Source organism: Schlesneria paludicola DSM 18645 (assembly GCF_000255655.1).
GTDB lineage: Bacteria > Planctomycetota > Planctomycetia > Planctomycetales > Planctomycetaceae > Schlesneria > Schlesneria paludicola.
In genome coordinates, this window is record NZ_JH636435.1 from 547859 (window position 1) to 566804 (window position 18946).

The following is an 18946-nucleotide window of genomic DNA, read 5'->3' on the forward strand; positions in this document are numbered from 1 at the left end:
TGTATAATGCCCACGAAGCTCAACGTCGAATCGTTTGTCTCGATTGTCAAAAAGAGCGGCCTTGTCGCTTCAGAGCGGCTTGAGCAGATCGTCAACGAGTTTTCAGGTACGGCCGACGACGATCCAAGCCCTTTGGCAGCGCTACTGGTTTCCCGCGGCTTTCTCACCAAATGGCAAGCGGAAAAACTGCTGCAAGGGAAACATCGCGGCTTCTTTCTCGGTAAGTACAAACTGCTGTCATTGCTCGGTAAAGGCGGTATGAGTTCCGTCTATCTGGCGGAACATCTGACGATGCGTCGCCGATGTGCTCTGAAAGTCCTGCCGGCGAAGCGTGTGGCAGACTCATCGTATCTTGAACGGTTCCACCGCGAAGCGCAAGCAATCGCGCTGCTCGATCATCCCAATATTGTTCGCGCTTACGATATGGATCATCAGGCGGATGGAAACCAGCAGATCCACTTTCTGGTGATGGAACTTGTCGAAGGCCGCTCAATCCTCGAGCTGGTTGGCGAAACCGGAATGGAGTCCTTTCTGGACGCCGCCGAGTACGTCCGCCAAGCCGCAGCGGGATTGCAACATGCGCACGAGCAAGGGATGGTGCACCGCGACATTAAACCGGGCAATCTGCTGGTCGACCACAGTGGCCTTGTCAAAATCCTTGACTTGGGTCTGGCACGGTTCTTCACCGCCGACGAGGGAAAAGATGCGTTAACACTTCGCCACGACGAACGCGTACTCGGCACTGCGGACTACCTTTCTCCAGAACAGGCCATCGACAGTCATACTGTCGATGCGCGTGCCGACATCTACAGCTTGGGGTGTACGTTCTACTTTATGCTGACCGGACAGCCGCCGTTCCCCGATGGAACCTTGGCGCAGCGTCTGCTGGCACATCAAATCAAGACGCCGCCCCCGGTCGAGTCGATCCGAAGGGATGTTCCCCCGCTGCTGGCCGCCGCAGTCCGCAGAATGATGGAAAAACGTCCCGAGAATCGCTTTCCGACGGCCGCAAGCGTCGAATCGGCTCTGTTCCACTGGATCGATCAGACGGCGGACTCGAACTGGCGCCGAGTCCACTCGCGCGTTTACGAACCCCGCAAGAATGATTCCGGATCCGTCAAAATTGCGCTGCCGATTTCACAATTGGGGCAACAGCACGAACGAGAGAGACCGGCGGATTCCTGGAGCGACCATCCGTCATCCTCGGTCCTCAATCCTTCAGAAAGTGCCTCGGAACATGCGATCGACTCGCAGGAAACCGCAATTCATCCGGTTCCTTTGACACCGACAAAATCGGAAATCGAACAAATCCGCGAGCGTCCGTCTGCCGTCCCTGTGTCCATCCCGGTACGCGAACGGACCAAACCCGATTCGGCAAAACGGTACGACGCCTCTTTTCCCGCTGGATCACCTGAATCGTCACTTAGCTTCCTGGTGTTCGAAACCGAGGACGCACCGAAGTCAGTCGCTGCGTCGATTAGAACCGCGCGTCCTTCGCCAATCCTGCGGAATTTATCCCGGTCAGCCAACTGGTTGAGAATCAACCGGAAATCACCAGCCGTAGTCGGTGCAATGGCGATTCTATTCATCGCGATTGTCGCGGGGCTCTATCTTGCAAGTTCCTCGGGCAGACTTCCCTGGCGAGACGCGTCTGCACACCCATTCCTGAATGGCAAGCAGGAAGTCACCGTTGGACCGAAACATTGCGACTTCACCCGGATTCGCGACGCGCTGATCGCCGTTCGCGAACGGTACGAACCACGCGCTGGCAATCGCGACCAATTCATCATTCACGTTCAGCCGGGTACGTACCGCGAACGAATTCGAATTGATGGCCGCGGAAAGCCGTGGCCCGAAGGAATTGTAATCCGCGGCGAACCCGGGGCCATCATCGAAGCAATCGACACCCAACCTGTCATCCGAATTGCCAATGTTTCGCGATTCTGTGTGGAATCCATGCAGATTGAGGCCAGGCAAAATCCCACCGCCGTTGAACTGGCGGATGAACTTCACGAATCGAGCTTGCGGCAAGTGACGGTCCAAGGATTTACCGATGTCGGCATCGATTGCCAGGGAGCACAGGGGTTGTCGTTCGGCAACAACCAATTGGTGCTCGAACAAATCGAGTTCGAGCCTGCAGGAAGCAACGCGGTGGGAATCCGACTAGCAGATGGAACGAGTAACGACATTTCGAATGTCACGATTCGCCGATGCCGGTTCCTGAAACCATTGCAAGCGGGAATCGTTGTTGATGGCAAGTCGCTGCATGGCGTCGAGATCAGCCTGTCCCTGTTCGATAGTGTCACGGATGGCATTCGCGTCGAGCACCAGGCGATGATGAAATCTCTGATCGTGCTGAACAACACGTTTCATGATGTTTCGTGCGGCATTCGTTTCGCCGTATTCCCAAACGAATTGTCATCCGACCTGGTGATTCGAAGAAACCTGTTCTCCAACGTGCATCAGGCCGAATCCCTGGTCCCCGAACCGCTTGATGCCAATCTTTTTCGCCAAATGCTGGCGCAAACCCCCGTCGGAATCGAGCACAACTGGTCTGACCGAGTCGAGACCCCTCCGGTCGCAGGTGAAAATCTCGTACTTTTCGAAAACGGAGGGCGCCGCGGAGTAACGGGATTGGCTTTCGCCTCGACCGATCCGAAAGATCCGGAATTCCTTGCGCCGACTGCAAAGAGCCCGCAACGAGAGACATCCGGTTCACATCCCAATGACAGGCAATGGGTTGGAGCAATTGGACCGCGATAAGCGGGCGTAATGTCTCTGATCGTTAAACTCAACCTGTTGCGCACCACGATCGTTTTTTCGACGTTGTTTTCGAGAAAATCTGTACAGGCAATTGCGGTGGTGGTCGAGCAACCGCTCTCGCCTTGTCGCGGACCGCCTCCGCAACTCAACAGCCACTTGGGAGTTAAACCGCAGCGCTCGCTGTCAAGTCTGCAGCGAGAGAGTCGCCAGACAAGGCGAAATCAACACAACACATTACTGTAAAATCGCTTACAGCATCCCCTTGCCTCTGGATTCCACCACTCCCTACGATGGTGGCCGGGGAATGACAGGACGTCGCTGCGATGCTCGATCCGATTTCGATCGATGGTCGTTCGTCGCAGTCTCTGCGAGTCCAAAGGAGCAAACAGGATCGATCATCACGCTCAGCGTGCGCTGAGCCATCGGGAAAGAGGAATAGATCATGACCTCCAAGATGTCGAAGTCGCATCATCAGCAACGGTCCTTGCGTGGTGTGCTTCAGCATTCCTTTGGAAGTTCGGCGCGACCGGCTGTCGCCTACCGCCAGCGGCGGCGACAAGACGAAAATCCGTCGCACTTCAGCGCGCCCGAGGTCTGGCATGAACCACAAGCACGATCCGAGACCGAATACATCGTACAGCCAGCCGGCAAGGGATTCATCCACCCGGTGACGGTGGAAGAAATCCGTGAACGGTTGGCGCAACTTCCGGGTGATTTGGCCCGCGGCGTCGAAGTCGTGCAACTCAGTTCGATGACTCGCAAGCGACGTCTGTTCCCGCTGTACGGCATGCAATGGGGCCCTAACGTCTATTTGTATCCCATCGAAGCCAGCTTGACCGAAACCTATGTCCGCCCTCCCAAGCCGGAACAATTGATCGAAGCCCGCATGTTCGGCGGCGTCTGGTCACAACAGGGATCGGAATGGAAGTTGACCTGGTCGCCGGACACGATTCGAGACTTCTATCTCAACAACGTCCTGATTCACGAAGTCGGGCATGTCAACGACACACGCAACACGAACACATTGAAACGCGAGCAATACGCGATCTGGTTTGCGACGGAATATGGCTACCGCGCCTCACGCGGCAGGGCTCGCTTTGGCAAAGCCAAGTAGTGGGCGGCGCCTTCGTGTGGCGAGCCTTTGTTTAACGTAAAGCCAACGACGGTGACGGTGCTGCATCCTTCGCCACGGCAGGCCAGAACCGAACCCAATACCGCGCCGGCTCCTTCCTCTAATGTTGACCAGCAACGCCGCGAGCGTGGGACAGGGCAGAAAACCAATACCCCGCTCCACTTCGAGTCGCGGCGAAACGATGACGCGCTTCGATTGCGTCCTGTGAAGCAAAGAGTCTTCAAAAACTGAAGAGTTGAGGGCTGGTCACCTCTCGTGCTTCGCCATCACACGCTCGTCGATCTGTCAAACGATGCAGTCTGGCGAAACCCTGTCGATCTTAGCGGTTTCAAAGCCCTCTCCTGCAAAGCACGCAGGAACGCCTGCGCGGAGTGGACCGGAACTCCTGAAAAACTTCGGCATCTATTGCCGATCCCTAGTTGAGTCGACGCGTTCATCACACGTTGCACCACAACCCTCAATGTCACACCGAAATTCTCCAGGGATGGATGGATTTGCCAACCACGTTGGCCAATGCGGCTCACATCATTCCTACCCCGGAGTTCTGCATGAAGCGAATTATTCGCCGGATCTGTTGTCTCAACGGCCAGCAAACCGCCAATGGAATGTCCGTCTTCATCGCGGCATTCGCCGTTCTCTTCCTTCATCTCGAAAGTGCCCCGACTCCCGCAGGAGCCGATGTGGCACGACGCCCCTCGAATAAATATGCCCTGGTGATCGCCTCGGCTCCAGAAAAGCCGCAACAAGCGCAGACCAGTGACGCAGGTGCAACGGACCTCACCCCCGAACAACGCACCGAAAAAGAACTCACCGCCAAGATTCAATTGCTGGAGAAGGGCGTCGAGTTCCTCACGAGCACTCCCGACTACACCGCGTTGTTCGTCAAGCAGGAACTTGTGAACGGCGACTTGCTTGACGAGCAAGAAATGGAAATGAAGGTTCGGCACGCCCCATTCAGTATCTATCTGAAATGGACAACGGGCGAAGTGGGACGGGAAGTTCTGTATGTCGACGGTGCCAACAATGGGAAATTGACCGCGCATGCAGGCGGTTGGAAGGCACGCCTCCCCGCCGTGGCGCTGGAACCCACCTGCAGTCTGGCAATGGCGGAATCACGGTATCCGGTCAATAAGGCAGGACTGTTCGAATTGGCCAAGATGATGCTGCAGATCCATAAGGACGACCTCAGCCAGAAACGGATCGGCCGCTGCGAGAAGCTGGCAGACCAGATCTTCGACGGGCGTCCCTGCCATGCCTACCTGATCGAATACAAGGATCGCCAAGTTTCTGAACAGTATCGCAAGTCGATTTCGCTGATCGACAAAGAGTGGTCGATCCCGGTGTACACCCGAAACTTCGGCTGGCTGAATGGAGAGATTCCTGCGACGACCGAAGAATTCGACACCGCCTCGTTGCTGGAATTCTACAGTTACTCCAGCATCAAGTTCCGTCCAAACCTGGTCGCCCTCGATTTCGACCACACGAACGAAGACTATCGCTTCAAACGCCAGTAATTCGCCTCTCATCAGAAGCAACGACTGCGAATTCAAAAGGCCACTTGAGGTCCCACAACCTCAAGTGGCCTTTATTTCGTCCGACTAGTGCATCCTTGCGGTATTAAGAACTCAGCTCTTCTGGAACGAGTTCATGAAGTTGGCGAAGGCGTTCCAGATGGGTTCGCGGAAGAAGATCAGGGCACCAAGGCCGCCGAAAACAACAATCAACCAAATCGCAAGCGAGACTAGGCCTGCGGCGTTGGACAGGAATCCTTTGATCCAACGGACCCAACCGCGGCGGTCGTATTGACGGCCAATTTTCGCGAATTCGGACTTCAATCCGGCAGACTTTTGTTCGGCTTTTTCACGAACGAGACGACCTTCGACCGCTTTTTCGAATTCAGGATAGAACGCCAGCGGCATGAACGCATCGGCGGCGTTTTTCTTCAGCTTCGCCTTGTTGTCGATCACCCCGGCCTTCATCGCAGCGATCACTTGAGGCGTTGTGAATCGGCCGAGGGTCTCTTTACCCTGGGGGGTCTTGTACTGCACGATCCACTGCGGAGCCCCAGGGGCCGTTGCCGCTTGTCGGGCCGCATCCTCGTTTGAGGTTCTTGGTACTGCGGCGGCTGCCGGACGCGCCGGCATGGCGGTCGTTGCAGCCAGACGTGACGGGGCGGGAGCCCCTGACGAGGGATTCACACGGACGCTGCCTTCGATGAAGCTCAATGAAGGATTTTCCAAACCCAGTCCGGCCAGCATCTGAATCACTTCTTGGCAATCCTTGAAGCGGCGATCGGCATCCTTTTCGATCATCTTGGCGATCATCAGATCGAGCTTATCGGGAACCTGAGGATTCAGTTTTCGTGCCGATTCATACCGACCGGCTTCTTTCGCGGTGATCACTTCAACGGCGGAATTGCCACTAAACGGCAGCTTGCCGGTGACGAAATAGTACAGCATGACTCCCAGCGCATAGATGTCGGCGCGACCGTCGACATGCTTGGCATTTCGTGCCTGTTCGGGAGCCATGTAATAGGGCGTCCCAAGACCAGTCCCGCTCGCGGTCATGGAGAGATCTTCGTCAGTCGCTTTGGCGAGGCCGAAATCGGCGACTTTGACCTTGCCGCTGCTCGTCAGCATGATGTTGTCGGGCTTGATATCACGATGAATCAGATTCTGGCCATGCGCGAATTGCAACGCCTCTGCACAACGCAGCGTCACGTGCAGGGCATCGCCCACGGAGAGCTTTTTAAGCGCATCCATCCACTTCTGCATGCTCTTGCCGTCAACGAACTCCATCGCGACATAGTGGATGCCTCGATCCGGGTCCTGGTCAACGTCATAAACGCTCACCGTGCATTCATGATGAACACGCGCCATCGCACGCGCTTCTTTGTAGAACCGCGTCACGAAATCGTCTTGTCCGGCCAACGCCGAAGACAGAATCTTAATTGCTGCCTTCCGGCCCAGCTTCGTATCTTCACCGAGAAAGACTTTGCCCATCCCTCCCTGGCCAAGCTCTTTCAACAACTTGTACTTGCCCAGTGTTGTCGTTTTCTTGGGGGGCGACCCAGTACTTGTCGTGTCGGCGGATTTCGTTGAACTGCCACGAGGCTCGGACGGCCCGGCGGCCGTCGCGGTCGGCACAAACGTCGCATCCAACGGTTCTTTTGCCGCTCTGGATGCCGCAGTCGTTGCCTGAAGTGATTCCGTTCGCTCCGGAGTAAAGGTCTTGTCGCGCGACGACGAATCGTTGCCGCTCGCCCGTCCATTGCTGCTGTCGGACATGATCGTTCCCCGGAGATGACGTTAAATGACGAAGCACCGTCGGCTGACAATGAATGAGAATCGATGAATTTGAAACGTCGAAAGGTTCGCGGTCGAATTTACGAAGTCGGATTTCCGACAAGGGATCAAACGACGGAAGGAATATTCAATGAGATGCCGGAAAACCGGTCGAGCCCCTTTTTCGTGGACGAAGTCAGGTCGCTCGACAGAAGATGCGTCCGGCATTATGGACAGTTTTGCAGTAAGATGTAAACGAATTCCTGTACGAATCAGTGCCAAACGCACTGGCGTGCAAGTTCATGAGGATTAATAAGAAAGGTTATTTTCGGTGATTCGTTACGTGGGAAAGAGAATTCAATTACACCCCGGAACAACGATCCTAAGCTGCAGTACATCGCCTGAGTTACGGCGCTTTCCAAACGGACCGGGGAAACGTGCCGCGCACTGCATCCGCGATTGCGCTATTCCACGAGCAGCGACAGAATTGCCGAAGCGTAGACGCGATGGCCGAAATCGCTGGGGTGATTGACGCCATTTCCGGTCAGGTCACAGTCGCGTTTTCGTCGCAGCATTTCGGTCCAAATCGATGTCAGATCCGCCAGCGCAATGCCCTCGCCCGTAAGTTGTATCAAGCGATCGCGATATTCGGGAAACATCTCACGCGGGGTGTGTACCCACTGATCGTTGCCCACCATTGTCGCGACCAAAATCACTTCCGCATCGGGCCGGGCGGCCTTGATGCGGGTCAGCATGTCGCGGATGCCCGCCTGATATCCGTCCGGATTTCGTCGTCCGACATCGTTCATGCCGTACGCGATGATCACCAGATCCGGCTGTACGGCGAGTAACGCATCCAGGTCAGCGATACCGTTGGGAACGCCCCAGCCCCCGATCGCGCGATTCACGAGAGTGATGTCGCCCCCGTAACTGGCGCGGAGCTGCGCGGCGACAAGATCGGGATACATCGGCATGAACGGCGGAGCCCCGACAAGTCCCGAAGCATTCAATCCGAACGAAATGCTGTCGCCACTGACGGCAATTTTCAGTGGCTGCTTTGCCTTCAGTCGCGCGATGGTCTTTGGCAAATGCTCTGGATCAAACTTGGGAACGACTGTGGGCCATGCTTCGCCCGCTCGCTCGTAAGTGACTTCAATCTGCTGGTCATGGAACCAGTGACCATTGTCGAACAGGATATGTGTTTCCGGATCTCCGACCTTATGCGGCAACGCACACGGCACAGCGGAATCTGGGCCCCCCGTCCAAACCGGACGAGCGCCCTTGGGCATGAAAAGATCCGTCGATTTCAACACGGGAATGGGCGACGTCTCGGCGCGCACCAATTGCTGTCTGTTCTCGGCCACCTGAAAGTCAGTTCCCGACTGAAAGGCTCGCAATCCGTTTGCCGCTTGCACGGCGATAATCCTGGTCGCGGGAAAAAGCAATTTCGCGGTGGCCGGCTGATTCACGCCGTCGTTAACACAAATGGCGCTCTCACGATAGACGACGGACGATTTCCAGAACGGATGCAGCAGATGCAGATCGGGTAGCATCTCGGCCACTGAAACGGGCCTCAATTCGATCTGCCGGAGATCCATGACCGCAACCCCGTCTTTGACGCGAGGCTTGACGTCAAGAGTAAAGCGGCCGGCCTTCTCGAACGTGACGAGCCCTAAATCCTGTGGCAGGAAGTTCTGGAAATGCCCCGTTGCGGGAACTTTCAACGACAGGGAATGTTCGCCGACGACAAAGTCGACCAGACTTCCGCCCGCGGTACCGCAACCAACATTCGCCACCACATGAAAGCGACCAGGCCGCTTCAGCGTGAACTCGAACCGTGCCCAGTCTTCTTGTCGAACCCAATATCCCAGTGTGTCTTTGTTCGGAAGCGGCTCGTACCGCAGCATCACCCCTTCGACATCCGCGGTACTCGAATGTAGTGTGACCGTGCCATCGTCCAGTTGCAGGTTTGGCTGATAGTTGGGATTCGGCGCAGGAAGTCGTGCCCCGACAGACTCCCGCCAGCGTTTCAGCGATGCGGATAACCGATCGGCAACGTCTGCATGCTTCTCGATCAGGTTCGCCGATTCGCCCGGTTCCGCCGCGACGTTGAACAGCTCGCGCCGGCCAGTTTCGAAGAACTCGATGAGTTTCCAATCCCCCTGACGAACTGCACCGCCGGGCTTGGCACCATCATTGACGTTGTAATGGGGGTAGTGCCAGTAAATCGCGTCTCGCGTCAGTGGGCCGCTTCCGCGGAGCAGAGGCAGTAAACTCTGTCCGTCGATTTTGGAACTCGAAACGGCCGGTGATTGAGGAACCAGACAGGCTTCAAGAATCGTGGGAAAGAGATCCAGACAGGACACGACGGTCGTGTTGGCATCGCCAGTCTTGGCGAGTCCCGGGCCCTTGATGATCAAGGGTACACGAATTCCACCTTCATGCAGGTGCCCCATGCCATCACGTAGTGGTGCATTCGAAGTCGCGGGAACGATCTGACCGCGATGATTGCAAGCACCGCCGTTGTCGGAGGTCAGGATGATCAGCGTTTTGCGGCTAAGATCCAGCTCGTCGAGCGTCCGCTCGAGGTGTCCGACCGCCTGATCGAGACTTTCGAGAAGCGCGGCGTAAAGAGGATTGATCTGCTTTCCATTGGGCGAATTGGGCATCTCGCCATATCGAGCCTGGATCTCGGGCTTGACCGCGGCAGGCAAGTGGACCGCAAAGTGAGGCAGGTACAGAAAAAACGGCTTGGCTTGATGCGACTTGACGAACTTGGCGGCTTCCAGAGCCAAGCGGTCCGTCAGGTATTCCCCTGCAGGGGCCTGTTCAAGACCGGGGATCGGTTTGCCATCAACGTCCACATAGGGAGCGAAGTCGCTGTAGATGGCCCCCGTTGCCGCTGCGGCCACGCTGACATCAAAGCCCTGTTCCTTCGGTCCGAATCCTTCGCCGCCCAAATGCCATTTTCCGATACAGCCGGTTGCATATCCGGCAGCCTTCAACGCTTCGGCAATCGTGACCTCCTCCAGCGGCAGCGCTTTTGCGACATCGGGAGGCGTGAGTCGTCGTTTCGAATCGTGCGGATCGGCCGCGACCGAGGCCGTCAGGTTCATGCGTTGGGGGTAGCGACCGGTCAGGATCGCGGCGCGAGTCGGCTGACCAATCGGGGCGGCGGCATAGGCCTGCGTAAAGCGAATGCCTCGTTGAGCCAGGCGATCGATGTTCGGGGTCTTGTGGAACTTGCTGCCGTAGCAACCCAGATCGGCCCAGCCCAGGTTGTCGACAACGATCACGATCACATTGGGACGGGATTCCTCAGCCGTCGCGGGCGATACGCCAGCCGTCAGCAAACCGAGAAAGGCGATTGCAAACAAACGGAGCAAGCATGAAGTGTTCAAGGCAAGGAGATTTTCTTGTACAAGGATTGCTGGGCGGGAATCGGGGCTCCGATGATTCCCCGACATCCGCGGGGGCGGCGCACTCAGGTCACGCGGCAAATTGCTTATGCCGTGTCCATCTGACAACTCGCTTGCAAACCCGTCCCACCATCGGAGACCTGCGAGGGCTTGAAAGTGCGCCGAAACCGCTTGTCGAATCTTGCCGAATCCCGTTTTCAACGTCATGCTCCTGAAGACGGTTGAATCTCTCTAAATCCTGCCCACGCATTCCCACCACAACGTCCGCATTTTAGGCGACCACCGAAATGGTGGATGACGAATCGGCAAACGTGCAAGGTGGATGCGGAGGCCAAGATCGTACACGTGGAATGAATCGCCTTAAAGGACAACAGGATGACGTTACGTCTCACACCGCTATTTGACTGGCATCGCAGTCATGGCGGACGCATGGTGGAATTTGGCGGCTGGGAAATGCCAGTGCAGTACACGAGCATCGTGGACGAGCATCAGACCGTGCGCAGCGCCGTCGGGCTCTTTGATATTTCTCACATGGGTCGCCTGCATTTTAGCGGCCCAGATGCGGCAAAGTTGCTGGGATATCTGTTGACATGCCGCGTGGACGATCTGATCGACGGGCAGATTCGGTATGGACTGGTCTGCAACGCCGCAGGCGGGGTTCTCGACGACATTCTCGTCAATCGCATCACCAATGATTCATTCGGCCTGGTCGTGAATGCCAGCAATCGCGACAAGATTGTTGCCTGGATCGAAGAACAGCAACGTCATCTGTCGTCCAACACAGGCACGCTCGACGTCGTGGTGGCTGACGACACCGAACGAACCGCGATGCTAGCCGTTCAAGGGCCGCACGCGTTACCACTGGTGAACACGGTTCTCGGTACCGACCTGACATCAATGAAGTACTACACCGGCCGCGCCGCGACAGTGCAAGGTCAACCGGCATTTGTCAGCCGTACGGGATACACGGGCGAAGACGGATTTGAGATCATCGTCGACAATGCTCAGGCGGTTGCGCTTTGGGACCAATTGCTGACTGAAGGTGCAGCGGCAGGAATCAAACCGTGCGGACTTGGCTGTCGCGACACCTTGCGGCTGGAAGCGGCGATGCCGCTCTACGGACATGAGTTGTCAGAGCAGGTGAATCCGTTGACGGCCGGCCTGCGATTCGCGGTCAAACTTGACAAGCATGACTTCGTCGGTCGCGATTCACTGATTCGATACGATGCGATTCCAGATCGTCCCAAACGCGTTGGGTTGAAGCTGTCATCACGGCGGATCGCGCGGGAACACAGTGACGTCTACATCGATTCCGAAAAGATTGGTGTCGTCACCTCAGGAACGTTCTCGCCGACGCTCGAACAGTCCATTGCCATGGCGTATCTCGCCTCGGCTCACGCGAGCGTGGGAACGCACGTCGAAATCGACATACGCGGCAAGCGAGAGCCCGCAGAGGTGGTTGCATTGCCGTTCTATAAACGAAAGCCATAAGCGCACTGGCAAATCGTCGCGGCAGAGCCGTGTTTGAACTCACCCGTCAGAGGAAATCGTTCGACCATGAATTCATCGAGATCCACACTGATTCGGCAGTTTCTCAACTGCGTCGTTGTCGCGATTGTAACCCTGATTGGCGAGAGTCGCGGCGATGAACCAGTCGGTTATCGACGGTCGTTGTTCGACGGAAAGACGTTGAACGGGTGGACGTCCGAGAACGGATGCGAAGTCGATGTCATCGAAGGATGTATTCGCCTTAAATCGGGACTCGGTTGGCTGCGTCATGATTCGCGGCTTCGCGATTTCGAAATGCATGTCGAATGGAAAACGTTGAAAGCGGCGGAGTACGACGCGGGGATTTATATACGTGCCTCGCAGGACGGCAAACCATTTCCGCGGACGGGCTATCAGGTCAATCTGCTGGACGGTCACGAAGGCAATATCCCCAATCTTCCCTCTGCCAAAAGTCGTGGACTGGTCAAGCCGGCAGGGGAATGGAACGTTTTCGATCTGCGAGTCGTGGGTGAAAACGTGTCACTCAAAATCAACGGTCGGCCCGCCTGGGAAGCCACCGGATTGCAAGATCCCGAAGGATGCCTGGGATTCCAGGTTGAAGTGCCCAATGGTGGACAGTTTCTGCTGCGCAACATCGAGATTGTGGAGCTGGGTTATCAATCCCTGTTCAACGGAAAAGATTTGACCGGCTGGACCGGCGTGAATGGCGCAGCCGAAGAATCATGGACGGTGACAGACGGATTGCTCTCGTGTACGGGCAAGAAGAAGGGCCCGTGGTTGCGTTCGGCGGCTGAGTACGACGACTTCAACCTACGACTGGACTACTTGGCGTCCGCCGGAACCAATAGCGGGGTCTATATTCGCGTGCCGGAAAATGGCAATCATCACCGAGACGATGACACGCAACCACCCGCGGGAATTGAGATCCAGATTCTCGATGACACCGCCCCTGAACATGCGGTGCTGAAAGATTTTCAGTACAACGCCTCGATCTACGACTTCAAAGGGGCCTCGCCGCATAACGCTCGACCGCTCGGCGAATGGAATTCTCTCGAAATCAACTGCCGTGGCCAGCAGATCACCACCTGGCACAATGGCGTCCAGGTGGCGCAAGTTACCGCAGACGAGAATCCTCAACTCAGCCTGCGATCACTTAAGGGCTTTCTTGGACTGCAAAACCATAGTACGGTGGTCCAGTTCAAGAATATTCGTGTCGGCAGCGCTGTCGAGGTTCCCAACGCAAAATCGGTCGACGCGAAACCTGCCGTAGACAAAGCAGACGTGCAGAAGCCGTCAGAAAAGTCGCCAGACCAGAAATAGCGACGCCAACAGTTCGCTCGATTGAAATCGTTAATACAAGTTCCAACACTCATCGATCCCTGAATCACGAGGCAACATCCCAGTGCGAACTCGAATCTCCGGCGCAACGTGTGTACTTCCCACTGGCCTGTCGCGCGTGGACCTTCTGCTTGAAGACGGCAAGATTCTCGGGATCGATCCGCCCACGACGGCGCATGCTGATGAAACGATTCGCGCCGATGACTTGATGCTGATTCCGGGGGTCATCGACGACCAGGTTCACTTTCGTGATCCAGGTTTGACGCACAAGGAAGACCTCTACACCGCCACGCGTGCGTGCGCGAAAGGGGGCGTGACGTCGTTTCTGGAGATGCCCAATACCAAACCGGCCACGATCACGCGAGAACGTCTGCACGAAAAGTTGGAATTGGCCAGCAGCAAGTGCCTGGTGAATTATGGCTTCTACATCGGTGCAACACCGAACAATGTCGAAGAACTGCAGCAGGTGACGCGGACACCCGGGATCAAGATTTTCATTGGGTCGAGCACCGGGGACTTGCTGGTCGACCAACAGGCGGCGCTCGAACGGATTTTCGCCGAAACCACACTGCCGATCTGTGCGCACTGTGAAGACGAAGCCACGGTCCGCGCCAACAGCGAGCGGCTGGGGGGCGGTACGAAGTACGAAGATCATTCACTGATCCGTGACGTGAACGCCGCCGTCATTGCGACGAAGCGTGCCATCGATCTGGCGGTTCGGCACCAGCATCGATTCCATGTGCTGCATGTCTCAACTGCTGCGGAAACGGAGCTATTGCGGGCCCCGCAGGGACTGATCACGGCCGAAGTGTGTCCACATCATCTCTATTTCAACGTAGATGATTACGAACGGTTGGGATCGCTCGTCCAGATGAATCCGTCGATCAAGACCTCGGATGACAACGAAGGACTGTGGCGTGCTCTGAAGGACGGCCGAATTCAGGTCGTCGCGACCGACCACGCTCCGCATACTCTCGAAGAGAAGCAGCAACCCTATCCGAAATCGCCATCGGGATTGCCCGCCGTCGAGAACTCGCTGGCCTTGATGCTGGACTGCGTCAACGCGGGAATCTGTTCGCTGGAAAGCGTCGTCCATTGGATGTGTGACGCCCCTGCGCGAGTTTGGGACATGGTCGGGAAGGGACGGATCGCAGAAGGCTACGACGCGGATCTGGTACTGGTGGACCTGGGAAAGAAGCAGACGATCCGCAACGAGAATCAGCAGACCAAATGCGGATGGAGCCCCTGGCACGGTGTCGCGTTACAAGGTTGGCCCGTGCGGACCCTGGTACATGGACACACTGTTTACCTGGATGGCCAGTTCGACGAATCAATCCGCGGCCGAGAAATCGAATACGATCACAGCCGCGGTGGGTACTGGAATTACAAGCCGGAGTGACTCAGCCGAAAGTCGCGATTCGATCAAGGGATTCACAAAGGCGGATGAGCAATCAATTAGTTGGTGGAACAATGCGACTGTCCGCCAGCTTCCGTTTCGTCCTGAGCCAACGTCGAAGGCGGTCTTGAATCGTGCCCAGCGGGGCTATTGTTGCCAGGTTCTCGATGAACGCAGGACGCTTCCGTCAGAATTTTCACTGGCAGATACCAGGCAATATGGCTGTCGTCGCCATCCGCTTTGGGCCTAACAAATTCATCGAACGTGAGTTGATTTGGAACGCCACTAGGCCAGGATCTTGTGGACGACATGCCCCTCGACGTCTGTCAGGCGGAAATCGCGGCCTTGATACGGATAGGTCAAACGCTTGTGATCGATTCCCAACAGGTGCAGCATCGTGGCGTGCAAGTCATGCACATGGACGATGTCTTCCGTGGCGTGATAGCCGAATTCGTCGGTTGCGCCGTGCGTGATTCCGGGCTTAATCCCCCCCCCGCATAAGAACATGCTGAAAGCCCGCATGTGATGATCGCGTCCGACATTGCCCTTATTCGATTGCGCCATCGGCGTACGCCCGAATTCGCCGCCCCAGACGATCAATGTCTCGTCGAGCATTCCCAATCGCTTGAGATCCCGGACCAGGGCTGCTGTCGCGCTGTCGCAGTCACGAGCCGAGACGCCCATGTATCGGACCAGATCATTGTGATGATCCCAGTCGCGATGATAGAGCTGAATAAACCGTACCCCTCGTTCGGCCAGCCGCCGTGCCAACAAACAGTTGTAAGCAAAGGATCCGTCCGCTTCCTTCAAACCGTACAAATCGAGGACGTGCTGAGGTTCTTGCGAAATGTCACGCAATTCCGGAACACTCATCTGCATTCGAAATGCCATTTCGTACTGCGCAATGCGCGTATCGACCTCGGGGTCGACTTGTCCCCGATTGCGATAGGCATCGAGTCCCGAAACCGTTTCGACCAACTGCTGCTGCTGTGCCCGCGTGACGCCCGGTGGATTTCCCAGATAGTGCACCGGGTCTCCGTGTGACGCAAACGCCACCCCCTGAAACCGACTCGGCAAAAAGCCGCTGTGCCATTGCCTGGCTGCGATCGGTTGTGGACTTCGACCATCCTGGCTGGTACTGGTGAGAACGACAAACCCAGGAAGATCAGCGCATTCGCTGCCCAACCCGTACGTCGCCCACGCCCCCATGCTGGGACGCCCGGAGATGGAGGTGCCGGTATTCATCACCGTATGTGCCGGATCGTGATTGATCTGATCGGTATGTAACGAGCGAACGATACAAATGTCGTCGGCAATCGAACCGATTTGCGGCAGAATCTCGCTGATTTCTTGTCCGGATTCGCCATGCCGACTGAACTTGAACATGGGAGCCTGACAAAGCAATTTTTGCCCTTGAAGCTGGGCGATTGGTTGTCCTTGGGTTACCGATTCCGGCATCGGCTGTCCGTGCAGTTCCGCCAGCTTTGGCTTGTGATCGAACGTTTCAAGGTGCGACGGACCACCGGCCATACAGAGGAAAATGACGCGTTTGGCCCGCGCGGGGAAATGAGGTAGTCCACTCAATCCCGGCGCAATCGCATTGACCTTCGCCCCGGAATTTGCCGCGAACGCACTCGACAACGTCGCCAGCGAGGCGGCCCCCAATCCCAGGGACGCGCGGGCCAAGAACGTTCGGCGGTGGCACATGGTGTGGTTCATTTCCATGGACAACATCCCGTTAATTCCTGGTGGTGAATTCGTGCAAGTTGAAGATCGCGCGGGCAACGGACGTCCACGCGGCCCATTCCGCGCTCGACGACGCTGGAGGCACGGAGGGCTGTCCCACGGTCTGCAACGCGATGGCCGCCGCATCATCTGCCTGATACCGTGATCGATTGGCCGTGAGCAGATTTGCGATCGCCGCAGACTCATACGCGTCAGGTTTTCGCGACAACGCGATCCGCCACGCCCATTGAATACGATCATTATCGGCGCTTCCGCCCTCATTGATAATGCGGACGGCGAACTCGCGCGCGGCCTCGACCATGCTGGGATCGTTGAGAAGCGCCAACGCTGACTTGGGCGTATTGGACGGCACTCGATCGGCTGTGCATTCTTCACGACTGGGCGCATCGAACGCGAGCAGGGCGGGATGAAGGAATGTCCGCTGCCAGTGTGTGTAGAGCCCGCGACGATACTGATTCGAACCCGATGAGGCCTGCCAGGTCCTCTTGGGGAAGTTCAAGAACTCCCAATATCCGTCAGGTTGGTACGGCTTTACGCTGGGGCCTCCTAACCGCTCGACCAACAGTCCGCTCACCGACAGTGCGTTGTCACGGAGAAACTCAGCATCCAGCCGCCACCGGGACTGACGTGCGTGCAAACGGTTTTTGGGATCGATCCGCAGTTGTTCAGGCGTCGGGATGGAACTCAATTGATAGGCGTGGCTCGTGACCATCGTCCGCACCAGTCGTTTCACATCCCAGCCACTGTCGATGAATTCACTGGCCAGCCAATCGAGCAGTTCCGGATGCACCGGAGATTCGCCTTGAGCACCGAGATCATCGAGGTTCTTGGCCAGGCCTGTACCGAAATAGAGTTTCCAAATCCGATTGACGAAGACGCGCGCCGTTCGCGGATTCTCTCGTTGCATCAGCCATTCGGCCAGGTCGAGCCGAGTCTGTCGGCGGCCCGCGACATTCGCCGCCGCAAATACCGCAGGCACCGATGGCTCAACGACCTCACCCGTCTCACTCTGCCAATCCCCACGAGGAAGGATGCGAATCTGACGCGGTGAAACGGACACCGTGACGAGCGTTCGTGCAATTCGTCCTTCAAGGTCTTTCCGCTTTTTTTCCAGTTGCTTGATCTCTGTTTCGAGGTCAGGATCAGCGACCTGCCCCGAAGTTGTGGTCGCTTGGCGTCGTTCTTTCGCGTTTTCCAGTTCCTCTTTCAGTCGGTTTAGCTCGTCGGCCTGCTCTTTCGTCGGCAGAGACAATTCGGGGTCGCGACGTCCGCCGCCGGAATAGACTCCGCGTTCCTGGATGTCGGCAAAGAAGGCGCCCAGGTTGTAGAAATCGCGTGCCGAAAGCGGATCGTACTTGTGATCGTGGCATTCAGCGCATCCTAAGGTGGCGGCGAGCCAGACTCCTGAGACCGTACGCACCCGGTCGCCAAACGCTTTGGCGAGATACTCTTTCTCTTGCGCCCCACCTTCTTCCGTGGATTTGCTCAGTCGATTAAATCCTGTGGCAATCTGCTGATCCAGAGTGGGGTTGGGCAGAAGATCACCCGCAAGCTGTTCCCGCGTGAATTGGTCAAACGCCAAGTTTCGATTGAACGCACCGATCACATAGTCACGATAAGGTGAAATTTGTTGATCATTGTCGCTGTGATAGCCACACGAATCACCGTACCGCACCAGATCGAGCCAATAGACCGCCATCCGTTCGCCAAATCGGGGTGACGAAAGCAACCGGTCCACTTCGCGCTGATACCAATCGGGGCCACTCGCTACCGGATCGAGTTCCAGCGGCGGTAAGCCAGTCAGATCGAAACTGATTCGCCGCGCAAGCGTCACTCGATCGGCTTCAACAGCAGAGGACAACGCCGTGCGATTCCATCGGGCGATCAGGAATGCGTCGATCGGATTGTCGACCGACGCCGGTTCGACCGATGGCACGGCAGGGCGGGCGATTGGTTCATTGGCCCAATGGCCGCGCCAAGCGGCACCTTGTTCGATCCAGAGGCGCAACGTCGTGATCTGCTCTTCTGAAAGCGGCTTCCCCCCATCCAGGGGCGGCATGCGAGTTGTGGCGTCGGTCGTCGAAATGCGGCGGTACAGTTCACTTTGATCAAGGGATTTGGGAACAATGACGTGCCCACCGCCTTCTGACTGTCCGAATAGTCCGGCGCGGGTGTCGAGTCGCAGATTCGCCTCGCGCGTTCCCTGGTCTGGACCATGACAGTGCGCGCAATGCGCCGACAGAATCGGTCGGACATCGCGATCAAAATCGATTGTCCGTGACTGTGCCACGACATCGGACGTGATCGTCGTCAGCAGGCAGATCGTGCCCAAGATCGTCGTTCGGCTGAGCATGAGACC

Annotated in this window: 10 protein-coding genes; 6 read left to right on the forward strand and 4 right to left on the reverse strand. The window is 56.8% G+C overall.

The features are described from left to right. Positions 1-6: 6 nt before the first annotated feature. The 3 genes from OSO_RS48295 (at position 7) to OSO_RS0119765 (ending at position 5409) form a co-directional block, all read left to right on the forward strand. A complete protein-coding gene (locus tag OSO_RS48295; RefSeq protein ID WP_010584898.1) occupies positions 7-2763 on the forward strand; it encodes a serine/threonine-protein kinase in 2757 nt (918 codons plus the stop codon). A 442-nt stretch (positions 2764-3205) separates the two neighbouring features. Then, positions 3206-3877 (forward strand): rhodanese-like domain-containing protein, encoded by a 672-nt coding sequence (locus OSO_RS0119760; protein WP_010584900.1) that lies wholly within the window; start codon positions 3206-3208, stop codon positions 3875-3877. A gap of 566 nt (positions 3878-4443) precedes the next feature. Further along, the gene (locus tag OSO_RS0119765; RefSeq protein ID WP_157605353.1) at positions 4444-5409 is read left to right on the forward strand and encodes a DUF1571 domain-containing protein; all 966 of its coding nucleotides are present in this window, start codon (positions 4444-4446) and stop codon (positions 5407-5409) included. Positions 5410-5520: 111 nt separating this feature from the next. On the opposite strand, the gene OSO_RS0119770 is transcribed toward OSO_RS0119765, so the two are convergent. Together OSO_RS0119770 and OSO_RS49475 are read right to left on the reverse strand one after the other, a co-directional pair. Continuing rightward, entirely contained in the window at positions 5521-7182 is a 1662-nt protein-coding gene (locus tag OSO_RS0119770; RefSeq protein ID WP_010584902.1) for a serine/threonine protein kinase, read from the reverse strand. A gap of 461 nt (positions 7183-7643) precedes the next feature. Next, positions 7644-10565, reverse strand: coding sequence for a sulfatase-like hydrolase/transferase (locus tag OSO_RS49475; RefSeq protein ID WP_237729316.1), 2922 nt, complete (start codon positions 10563-10565; stop codon positions 7644-7646). 408 nt (positions 10566-10973) lie between these two features. On the opposite strand from OSO_RS49475, the gene gcvT reads away from it, so the two are divergent. The 3 genes from gcvT to OSO_RS0119800 all read left to right on the forward strand — a co-directional run bounded on the left by gcvT (position 10974) and on the right by OSO_RS0119800 (position 14844). Next, entirely contained in the window at positions 10974-12089 is a 1116-nt protein-coding gene (gene gcvT, locus OSO_RS0119790; protein WP_010584905.1) for a glycine cleavage system aminomethyltransferase GcvT, read from the forward strand. Positions 12090-12155: 66 nt separating this feature from the next. Beyond that, entirely contained in the window at positions 12156-13427 is a 1272-nt protein-coding gene (locus OSO_RS0119795; RefSeq protein ID WP_010584906.1) for a 3-keto-disaccharide hydrolase, read from the forward strand. Between the two features lie 82 nt (positions 13428-13509). After that, positions 13510-14844 carry a dihydroorotase gene (locus OSO_RS0119800; RefSeq protein ID WP_010584907.1) on the forward strand — a complete coding sequence of 445 codons (1335 nt, stop codon included), beginning with the start codon at positions 13510-13512 and terminating at the stop codon, positions 14842-14844. 282 nt (positions 14845-15126) lie between these two features. Here the strand turns inward: OSO_RS0119800 and OSO_RS0119810 are convergent, their stop codons facing one another. Both OSO_RS0119810 and OSO_RS0119815 read right to left on the reverse strand, forming a co-directional pair. Then, on the reverse strand, positions 15127-16575 hold the full coding sequence (locus OSO_RS0119810) for a DUF1501 domain-containing protein (protein WP_010584908.1): 1449 nt from the start codon (positions 16573-16575) through the stop codon (positions 15127-15129). Between the two features lie 4 nt (positions 16576-16579). After that, a complete protein-coding gene (locus OSO_RS0119815) occupies positions 16580-18940 on the reverse strand; it encodes a PSD1 and planctomycete cytochrome C domain-containing protein (RefSeq protein WP_010584909.1) in 2361 nt (786 codons plus the stop codon). Between the last annotated feature and the right edge of the window lie 6 nt (positions 18941-18946).

What these genes read in the sequence shown, in the direction of transcription:
- gcvT (WP_010584905.1), top strand. Translation starts at nt 10,974, where the DNA reads ATGACGTTACGTCTCACACCGCTATTTGACTGGCATCGCAGTCATGGC.
- OSO_RS48295 (WP_010584898.1), top strand. Translation starts at nt 7, where the DNA reads ATGCCCACGAAGCTCAACGTCGAATCGTTTGTCTCGATTGTCAAAAAG.
- OSO_RS0119815 (WP_010584909.1), bottom strand. Translation starts at nt 18,940, where the DNA reads ATGCTCAGCCGAACGACGATCTTGGGCACGATCTGCCTGCTGACGACG.
- OSO_RS0119760 (WP_010584900.1), top strand. Translation starts at nt 3,206, where the DNA reads ATGACCTCCAAGATGTCGAAGTCGCATCATCAGCAACGGTCCTTGCGT.
- OSO_RS0119795 (WP_010584906.1), top strand. Translation starts at nt 12,156, where the DNA reads ATGAATTCATCGAGATCCACACTGATTCGGCAGTTTCTCAACTGCGTC.
- OSO_RS0119770 (WP_010584902.1), bottom strand. Translation starts at nt 7,182, where the DNA reads ATGTCCGACAGCAGCAATGGACGGGCGAGCGGCAACGATTCGTCGTCG.
- OSO_RS0119810 (WP_010584908.1), bottom strand. Translation starts at nt 16,575, where the DNA reads ATGTTGTCCATGGAAATGAACCACACCATGTGCCACCGCCGAACGTTC.
- OSO_RS0119765 (WP_157605353.1), top strand. Translation starts at nt 4,444, where the DNA reads ATGAAGCGAATTATTCGCCGGATCTGTTGTCTCAACGGCCAGCAAACC.